This window comes from Calyptranema fuscum S582 (assembly GCF_055793305.1).
This window is the reverse complement of the sequence record NZ_JBSLYH010000066.1, coordinates 25,037-34,435: the sequence shown is the minus strand read 5'-3', so window position 1 is coordinate 34,435 and position 9,399 is coordinate 25,037. Positions and strand designations below refer to the sequence as shown.

The window sequence follows — 9,399 nt, the reverse complement described above, 5'->3', positions numbered from 1 at the left end:
TAATTCTGCTGTGTCCCAATCCTTTACCCTGATCCTATTTGGGGTGGTTAGGTTCAGCCCAACCACCCCAAATAGGATTATTGTTTTAGGATGCCGTCGCCGATGCTGAACTGAATAATGTTTCGGCGCGTTTGCAGATCGCTTGTAGATTGACCACCAAATTTTGTTGCAAGCGTCGCTCAATCAAACCGATGGGCATAGTTCGGGGGGGTAAAACTCGAACGGTATAACACAGCTCTGTAGCCACGCGATCGCCCAAAACGAGGGGTTGCAACTGCCAGCTGCCATCAAATTTCTTAAAATCACCCTCAACCATGCAGAAGTCCAGGCGCGTTGGAAACTGTTCTACCATATCCAGCACAACACGCGCACAGAACTTTAGTTTCAAAAAAGTCTGTGCCCCAACTTGTTCAAGTCGAATCCCTCCGTCCGGGTGCGAGATTTGACAACTCTTAGATAGGTTGGGAATAAAATCAGCCAGGTGATCGTAATCTGTCAGAACTTGCCATACCTGATCTACAGGGCATGGAATTTGGATGCGGGCAGAAATCTGCCGCTGTCGCCCTTCTGCCCAGTCTGTCTTAACGTCTATACCTGATAGACCTGCATTGATGGATAGATCTGCATCGGACAGATCTGCTTCTAAATCGCGTTCGTAATCGTCAGCTTCAAGATTCATATCATCAAGATTACAAGTTGATGGCGTCTTTAGTGAAGAGAGAGCTGAGGAGACTGCGGTAGCGTTACGGTAAAACAAGTTTCCCAGGCAGAGTTGCATTCGAGTGCGTGGCTGGAGGCAGTGATCGTGCCACTTAAATGTTCTACCAAGCCCCTGACTAATGCCAGGCCTAATCCGGTACCTGCTACTGCTCGCTGCGTTACACCCTCACCTCGGCTAAATTTTTCGAAAATTCGAGGCATTTCTTCGGGGGTGATGCCACTGCCCAGGTTACAGACTGACAAAATGACTGGGTTATCTTTTTGATTCAGCTCTTGCGTCAAGCTTAACCGGATTGTTGTTGCTCGGTCTGCGTATTTACCCGCATTCGTTAGCAATTCCATCAAAATTCGGTTAAGACTATCCAGATCGGTTTGAAGATTGACCGGGCGACTGGGCAAATCAAGCGCCAGGGTTAGCCCTTTTTCTGTCCACCGATCTTCAAACGACTGCGCTAAATCGCGGATCGCGTAGCGAATATCCACTGCTTGCCACTGCGTCAGGGCATTTCCAGATTCCAGCTTTTGGAGAGCCAGCAAATCATTGATCAGGTTGGACTCTTGGGCACATTGCTGCTCCAGAATATCGAGATATTTAGCCCGACGTTCGGGTGACATATCTGCCTGACGTAACATCCGAATAGCCAGGGTCATGCTGGTTAAGGGTGTCAGCAGCTCATGGCTCACCGTACTGAGAAATTCGTCTTGCCGTTTGGTTAAACTTTGCAGTTGTTCAACTTGTTGCCGTGTTTTTTCATACAATCTGGCTTGAACCTCTAAACTGCGTTGTAGTTGGGCAGTTCGTTCTTCAACCAATGCTTGCACTTGGCGCAGTGTACGGGTTTGAATGATGGCTGTGCTGAGTTGAGCCGCGACCAGTTTAACAAAGGCTAATTCTTCGGCTTGCCAAACGTAGGACTGATGATGTTGAAACACGAGGCAACCCATCACGGTTCCCTGATTTTCGATGGGCATCAGCAGCAAGGCTGGCATCGCATCGGGATTGAAAATGGGTGCAATGCGATTGGGGTTGGACGACGGAGCGACAGTGTTAGGCGCGTTGAAAGTGGCGATCGCAATCGGTTCTGTCTTTTGGGCAAGAACCTGCTGAAGTAGAACACAGTCGGATAGTTGAAAACTTGGTTGAGATAAGGTTTTCGCTGAATGGTCGGCGATCGCCCATTCGGTTTCAGTGGTGGGTCTGATGTCAGCGTCTAACGCAAACTCGTATTCAACTTTCACTTTTGTCTCAGACATCGACTCTAGAGAGTGATGTTTCTGGAGCGGATTGAGATACTTAAACGTTAACAACGCACCATAACTGAGATTTAATGTCAGGGCGATGCCCTCAACCGCCAGTTGAAAAATCTGCCCCAAATCCCATGAGTTGCGAATGGCACTCGTGAGTTGGTCAACCAGGTTTTGGTAGAGAATTTGCCGATGCACCTGGCGTTCTAGCTGTGCTTGAGAAATAACAATAGCAACTTGGTTAGATAAGTCTTTTAGTAGCTGCACCTCTGACTCCTTCCATTGATGAGGTTGCGATCGCACTAAAACGATGACCCGGTTGCTCTGTTGCTGAAAAGGAATTCTGATGACGAGGATAGATTTAAGCTTCAGGGCATCAGGTTCGGCGGAGTCGGGTGAGGACGTTTTAGACTGTGACCTCTTTTTCAGTGCGCCAGATTTTGGGTAAATTGACCCGAAATCGGAAATGTTGAGCAGATTTGAATGGTCTAGTTGCTGCTTTAACTCAGGCCGCTGCAAAATATTTAAGAGTGATTGCTCTTGCCGTAGATCCGGTTTACCTTGGTCTGAGTGCCAGCTCGTTAATTTAAGAATGGCTTGATCGTAATCTTCGACACCTAGTAAACAAGAGTCTGCCACAAAGGATTGACCCAGCAGATTAGCAATCTTGATTAATGCGGATTGAGCATTTTGACTAGCCAAAATAGTTTGAGTCACCTCTTGCTCAAGCCGATGCTTTGCTTCTAATGAAGTTTGTTGTGCCAGAGCAACCTCCAGGGTGAGTTGGAGTTGTGTAGTAGGGGAAGAATCCTGAGTCATCAACAGTTCAACCAAGTCGCTGGAGGTTTCTGGGTCGGCAACGCTTGCCAACCCGAGTTGTTCTTGAAAATCCATGATTAGCACCCAGAAAATATTGAACTTGACCAATCCATCAGCTTTATCTAAAAAGCTGAATCATTTACCAATCAAGTATTCAATGGCTTCTAGACTAGTAGACCCAATTAAAAGTCTTACAACGGGGTGCAGAGGTGAAACCCCTGCGTGGGGGCTGTGCCCCCAACCGCTATGCTGCAAAAATTAGTGTTTGCACCATTCGTAGATCTCTTGTTGCTTGGATCGGGTGGTTGGTGACAAGCTGTGGCTAAACCACCGTTTGTTGTAAGCCAAACATCTAATTCGCAAGGGATTTACTGTCTAGAGAAATTATTAAAAATGGGAGAAATCAGAGTTGGAGATAAGCCACACAGCCGGACTACGTTAGGGCGGGGAACACACGAAACTTGAACCGAGATGGGAGTGATGGGTAATTTGACTTTTCTAATTAAACCCTGTCGGACTCACAATCACTTCTACCAGTAGATAGAACGACTATGATAGTTTGGATGAACTACAGTTTCCTGGTTCTCAAGGGGTTGTCTGGTCAGGTCGCTGATTCAAGGACGGTAACAGAGCATCAAGTTTTGTTCGATACGCTGAATGACCTTGGTGATCAGGAATACAGCTCAATTTGCTTTAAATTACACGTTCTCTGGTGCTGGAAGTAACCGTGATTTCCCTACGATTAGCCTTGGGTACTCTTTCAGTCATCCTGGTTACAGACAGTGTTAATACCAGTGGTAAGGGCACAGCTTCTGAACTCTTCTTCATGTAAAACTTGTGACCTATGATTTCAGCCCACATTTCTTTAGCTTCGGCTCATGCGATCGGCACGGTAAAGGGACCGGGCGAAAATGGCAATCAATATGTGTTTATTACGGCTGACAATCGTCACGTTAAGATTGGCGAGTTTGTGTATTACGAAGTGGCATCGGAGCAGGGGCAGACAACGCTGTTACAAATTTTGGGAAAGATTTCTGCACGATGTTTAATCGATCATTTGCCGGATCGGATTTTTGCAGATACTGAAATTAGTCCAGAAGCGATCGCGGCTTTGGTTGGCTTTGCCCATCCCAATCCAGAAATTTACGAGATTACAGTCGATGTCATTGGTTATTTTCACCCAACTCTGGGGTTCATGAACCCCCGGAAAACACCTGATCCTGGTGCTAAGGTTTATCTGGCAAGCGATGCAGGGTTGCAACAGATTTTGAATAAGAAGCAACCCGAAGACGTTGGGTCTGCCTATATCGGATCTTTATTATTGAGAGAGCAAGCAGCTGTACCGATTGTGCTGGATGTCAAAGAATTGGTCAGCACGCATATGGCAATTTTGGCGGGGACGGGGTCTGGGAAGTCTTACACTGCCGGAGTGTTGGTAGAAGAGTTGCTGGCTCCGTATAATCGAGCGGCAGTTTTAATTTTTGATCCGCATGGTGAATACAGTACCCTGGCAGATATGCGGGGTCATAGTGCCTTTGTCTCTGCGGATGGCTATGCGCCCAAAGTCAATGTCTTGAGTCCAGATGACGTGCGGATTCGGGTTTCGTCGTTGGATTATTACGACATTGTCTCGCTGTTGCCGGGGATGAGCGATCGCCAGCAAGCAATTCTCGATAAAGCCTATACGCTCCTGAGAAAACATAAACGCGGCGATTATCGCTGGGGCATTCAAGATCTGATTGCAGCTGTCTATGAGGCAGACTCGGCGGAAGATGAGGAAGGCAATCTTAAGGTAGGGTCTTCGGCACCGGCGCTGGAATGGAAATTGGCAAAATTGGAGCGATCGCCCTATTTTCATGCCTTTGAGCATCTTTCGCCCAAGAGTTTGTTTGAACCGGGACAAGTAACGGTTTTGCAAATGAATGAGATTAGCCAGGAAGAGCAGCAAGTGATCTGTGCAGCTATTTTGCGGCAGGCAAACCAAGCCCGGATGAATACCCAGAAGGGAAACATTGAGGCAGATGATGAAAATTATCTCCCCTACCCAATTTTTATTTTGCTAGAAGAAGCGCATCGCTTTGCCCCTGCCCACGAACCCTCGCGTTGCAAGATGATTTTGCGGACGATTTTAAGTGAAGGACGGAAGTTTGGCTTGGGAGTGGGACTGATTACACAACGTCCCGGAAAACTGGACTCTGACGTGCTATCCCAATGCATGAGTCAGTTCATTATGCGAATTGTCAATCCAGTTGACCAGGACAGCTTGAAGTATGGTGTCGAAGCGGCTGGGCGCGATTTGTTAAAAGAATTACCGGCTTTGACTAAAGGGCAAGTCATTATTTCTGGAGCCTGCGTCAATACTCCGGTTCTGTGCCAGGTGCGATCGCGCAAAACCAAGCATGGCGGTGAAACGCTGGATGCACCGGCGATGTGGCAGAGTCACTTCCAGGCTCATCAAGTGCAGGCACGAAAAATTGAAGAGGCACCCCTTGTCAGTCGATCGCAACCCAAAACCTTTCGGGGAGTCAGTATTGATTAGAACGGGTGAAGGATAAACGGTTTAAGTTTTAGGACTTGCGCCTGGGTGTGGTGTAGGCTTTGCCTACACCACACCCAGGCTCCTTTCCAAGCTCAAAAATGTCCTGGTGTTCTAACCCCTGCCACCTCTTGTTAACCTGGAGATAACTAAATTCTTTGAAAATTCCCTTCTCTGCGAACTGAGTGTAGTAAAGTTATCTTTACTTCACCGAGTGTATAGATTTGGGTTTCTCGTTTAGCGATCGCCATTCGTTACCAAGCTATGACCTATCTAGCGCCAATCTTACCAACTGATACAGCAACAACCTCCAATTTTTTATTCTCAGCCATCGCCCCTGCCCAGGTGGTTCGAGGGTCAACAGTTTTGGGTCAGGCAGGCCACGCGATCGCTCGTTTGGGTGAGCGTCCTTTAATTGTCGGAGGTGATCGCACATTAGACCTGATTCAGCCGTTTTTTCAGCCGATTCTCAATCATCCTGCCCTTAACCTGTGCCAGGCATCCTACGGTGCCGACTGTAGCGAAGCGGGTCTCGAAGGGTTGCGCCAAGCGGTGGTTGCCCATCAGGCAGATGTCATTATTGGGGTGGGTGGTGGCAAGGCGTTGGATGCAGCCAAGTTACTGTCTTATCAAACCCAGTTGCCGATTGTGACTGTGCCAACGTCAGCGGCAACCTGTGCCGCTTGGACGGCGTTATCTAATATTTATTCTGAGCAAGGTGCATTTCTCTACGATGTGCCATTGCCCCGGTGTCCAGAGTTGCTGATTGTAGATTATGACGTGATTCGCACGGCTCCTCGACGGACGCTGGTTGCAGGGATTGGCGATGCGATCGCCAAATGGTATGAAGCCTCAGTCAGCAGTGGTCATTCCGATCGAACCTTGATTATTGCGGCGGTGCAACAAGCGCGTATTTTGCGAGATATTCTGTTCCAAAAATCTATCGCCGCTCTCCAGTCTGCCGATAGTGAAGCGTGGCGCGATGTGGTGGACGCCAACATCTTGCTGGCAGGGGTGATTGGCGGTATGGGGGGTGCGCAATGTCGAACGGTTGCGGCTCATGCGGTTCACAACGGGCTGACGCACTTGTTGCAAAGTCACGACACTTTGCATGGCGAGAAGGTAGCTTACGGTATTTTGGTGCAGCTGCGGTTAGAAGAAATGATCCAGGGAAATTTGTTGGCAATGACGGCTCGCCAACAGTTGCTCAAGTTCTACGGAGATATTGGGTTACCCAGAAGTCTAGATGACTTAGGGCTGAGCCAAATTACCCTGGCAGAGCTACAAACGGCATCGGAAGTGGCTTGCAACCCTAAGTCTGATATTCACCACTTACCGTTTGACGTGACCCCTACTCAACTGATGGCAGCCATGGTTTCTACTACCGCCCCTTGCCAAGCATCGCGTGCTTTAGAGGCAGAGTCGGCTCATTCTCTGTTCCAGGAAGGACAACGATCGTCGTCTTCCCTGTTTTATCCTGCTAACGAGGTACAGGCATGAATTTAGATTGGATTACACCCGCAGACCGCCTCAAAGCTTTACCTCCCTATGTGTTTGCCCGTTTGGATGAACTCAAAGCGAATGCGCGTGAGCAGGGTTTGGACTTGATTGATCTGGGCATGGGCAATCCGGATGGGGCAACCCCTCAACCTGTGGTAGAAGCCGCGATCGCCGCTTTACAGAATCCTGCCAACCATGGGTATCCGCCCTTTGAAGGGACGGCAAGTTTCCGACGAGCGATTACAGCCTGGTACCACCGTCGTTATGACGTCGAACTTGACCCCGATGGCGAAGCTCTGCCGTTGTTGGGTTCTAAAGAAGGATTGGCACATCTGGCGATCGCCTATATCAATCCGGGTGACCTGGTTTTAGTGCCCAGTCCTGCCTATCCAGCCCATTTTCGGGGACCCTTGATTGCTGGCGGAACGATCCATCAACTGGTCTTAAAACCTGAAAACGATTGGCTGATTGATCTGGCAGCGATTCCCGATGCGATCGCCGAACGGGCCAAGATGCTGTACTTCAACTATCCCAGCAACCCGACAGCGGCAACGGCTCCCCGCGAATTTTTTGAAGATATTGTTGCCTTTGCCCGCAAATACGAGATTCTTTTAGTGCATGACCTGTGCTATGCCGAACTTGCCTTTGACGGCTATACCCCTACAAGTTTGCTAGAAATTCCCGGAGCTAAAGAGATTGGGGTTGAGTTTCATACCCTTTCTAAAACCTATAACATGGCAGGCTGGCGGGTTGGGTTTGTCGTGGGCAATCGCCACATTATTCAAGGATTACGGACGCTGAAGACCAATCTGGATTACGGCATTTTTGCAGCTCTACAAACGGCAGCCGAAACGGCGTTGCAATTGCCTGATGTTTATCTCCATGAAGTCCAAGCCCGCTATCGCACTCGCCGTGATTTTTTGATTGAAGGGCTGGCAGAACTGGGTTGGGATGTACCCAAAACTAAAGCCACCATGTATTTATGGGTGCCTTGCCCTCCCGGTAGTAGTTCTACAGACTTTGCCCTCTCGGTATTACAGAAAACAGGAGTCGTGGTTACCCCCGGTAATGCCTTTGGTATCGGTGGTGAGGGCTATGTGCGGATCAGCTTAATTGCGGAGTGCGATCGCCTGCAAGAAGCATTGAATCGACTGAAACGAGCCGGAATCCGCTTTCAATCAGAAGTCGTGATGGCGCAATCAGAATAGGGGTCAGCGCTACGTACGGAATCAAACTTAAACGAGTGATGGAAGCTCTCGCGCCGCGAGAGCTTCCATTATTTGTAGACGCCATCAACCGTTGTGCCCGATGGAGCGTGGGGGCGATGCCCCCACGCTCCATCGGGCAAAATTCATTCTTCGCGATAGCCAAACTCTGCCAGAAGAGAACGGGATTGTCGCCACTTCGGCTGGACTTTGACAAACAATTCTAAATAGACTTTGCCCATGACTAGTTTTTGGATTTGTTGACGGGCAGCCGTGCCGATCGCCTTTAGCATTTTGCCCGATTTCCCAATCAAGATGCCTTTTTGTGATGGGCGTTCGACATGGATGGTAGCAAGGATGCGGGTGATATCGGGTTCTTCATCCACCCGTTCGATGGCGATCGCCACAGAATGGGGGACTTCTTCACGGGTTAGGGTTAAAATCTGCTCTCGAATTAACTCGCCCATGATGAATCGTTCGGGCTGATCCGTGACCAAATCCGGAGGATAGTAATAAGGTCCTGCTGCAAGGCGATCGGTTAATGCTTGTTTGAGTGGTTCTAACCCTTCTCCGGTGAGGGCAGAAAATCTCATCACTGTCCAACCCTGAGGTTGTGCCAGATCCATATAGGTTTGATCAATCTGCTCTGCATCGGCAGCCTGTTGGTCAATTTTGTTAATGCCCAAGATGACGGGTGTAGACGTCTGTTTGAGCAATTCTGCCACAAAGCGATCGCCCCCGCCTGCTACGGTTGCGCCATCGGTCACGAATACGACGACATCAACCGATTGAATAGCGGATCGCGCATTTTTCACCAAGACTTTGCCCAGTTGATGATGGGGTTTGTGGATACCCGGTGTATCGACAAAAATGAACTGCGCCTGAGGCGTGGTCAAAATGCCCTGTAACCGATTGCGCGTCGTTTGTGCGATCGGAGAGGTAATGGCAATCTTTTGCCCAACCAACTGGTTCATCAACGTAGACTTGCCGACATTGGGGCGTCCGATAATGCCGATGAATCCGGATCTAAACCCTGGTGGCGCAGCAGGAATAATATCCCCCGTTACCAGCGCTGAGACTGATGGGGGGTCATGGTTGGGTAACTGCTGCAAACTATCTTGCATAGGGGGTAGGATCAAGGATTGAGGCTCAGGTTAAAGATCGTTAATCCTTGGATTATGTCATTTTGTTGGGCTGGGCAGAGCGTATCCTTACAAAACTGCAAAGGCGATCGCGCTTCAGTCGTCTGAACTATCGTTGATTTTTGTCAAATTTTCACCCTGCATGGCATCTAATCGAACACCTTTATTGTGAATTCAAGCCTCATTTTTCTAAAGTATCTTCAGGCGCATATATAGCGATCCTAAATCCGGT

6 protein-coding genes are annotated in these 9,399 nt (G+C 48.9%); 3 read left to right on the top strand and 3 right to left on the bottom strand.

Going from position 1 to position 9,399, the window contains the following annotated elements; genetic code table 11:
* Nucleotides 1–85: 85 nt before the first annotated feature.
* On the bottom strand, nt 86–679 hold the full coding sequence (locus ACR6Z4_RS28780; protein WP_479720790.1) for an SRPBCC family protein: 594 nt from the start codon (nt 677–679) through the stop codon (nt 86–88).
* Between the two features lie 29 nt (nt 680–708).
* Nucleotides 709–2,859, bottom strand: coding sequence for a sensor histidine kinase (locus ACR6Z4_RS28775; protein WP_479720789.1), 2,151 nt, complete (start codon nt 2,857–2,859; stop codon nt 709–711).
* A gap of 769 nt (nt 2,860–3,628) precedes the next feature.
* Between ACR6Z4_RS28775 and ACR6Z4_RS28770 the strand changes: the two genes are divergently transcribed.
* The 3 genes from ACR6Z4_RS28770 to ACR6Z4_RS28760 all read left to right on the top strand — a co-directional run bounded on the left by ACR6Z4_RS28770 (nt 3,629) and on the right by ACR6Z4_RS28760 (nt 8,028).
* Nucleotides 3,629–5,323, top strand: a complete 1,695-nt coding sequence (locus ACR6Z4_RS28770) for an ATP-binding protein (protein WP_479720788.1) — start codon at nt 3,629–3,631, stop codon at nt 5,321–5,323.
* Between the two features lie 261 nt (nt 5,324–5,584).
* Nucleotides 5,585–6,820: an iron-containing alcohol dehydrogenase gene (locus ACR6Z4_RS28765; RefSeq protein ID WP_479720787.1), complete on the top strand. Its 1,236-nt coding sequence runs from the start codon at nt 5,585–5,587 to the stop codon at nt 6,818–6,820.
* Nucleotides 6,817–8,028, top strand: coding sequence for an aspartate aminotransferase (locus tag ACR6Z4_RS28760; RefSeq protein ID WP_479720786.1), 1,212 nt, complete (start codon nt 6,817–6,819; stop codon nt 8,026–8,028). Before ACR6Z4_RS28765 ends, ACR6Z4_RS28760 begins: the two co-directional genes overlap by 4 nt.
* A 143-nt stretch (nt 8,029–8,171) precedes the next feature.
* Here the strand turns inward: ACR6Z4_RS28760 and era are convergent, their stop codons facing one another.
* Nucleotides 8,172–9,149, bottom strand: coding sequence for a GTPase Era (gene era / locus ACR6Z4_RS28755; protein WP_479720785.1), 978 nt, complete (start codon nt 9,147–9,149; stop codon nt 8,172–8,174).
* Nucleotides 9,150–9,399: the final 250 nt, after the last annotated feature.

Coding starts and splice junctions, on each gene's coding strand:
- ACR6Z4_RS28780 (WP_479720790.1), bottom strand. CDS start 679: ATGAATCTTGAAGCTGACGATTACGAACGCGATTTAGAAGCAGATCTG.
- ACR6Z4_RS28775 (WP_479720789.1), bottom strand. CDS start 2,859: ATGGATTTTCAAGAACAACTCGGGTTGGCAAGCGTTGCCGACCCAGAA.
- ACR6Z4_RS28770 (WP_479720788.1), top strand. CDS start 3,629: ATGATTTCAGCCCACATTTCTTTAGCTTCGGCTCATGCGATCGGCACG.
- ACR6Z4_RS28765 (WP_479720787.1), top strand. CDS start 5,585: ATGACCTATCTAGCGCCAATCTTACCAACTGATACAGCAACAACCTCC.
- ACR6Z4_RS28760 (WP_479720786.1), top strand. CDS start 6,817: ATGAATTTAGATTGGATTACACCCGCAGACCGCCTCAAAGCTTTACCT.
- era (WP_479720785.1), bottom strand. CDS start 9,149: ATGCAAGATAGTTTGCAGCAGTTACCCAACCATGACCCCCCATCAGTC.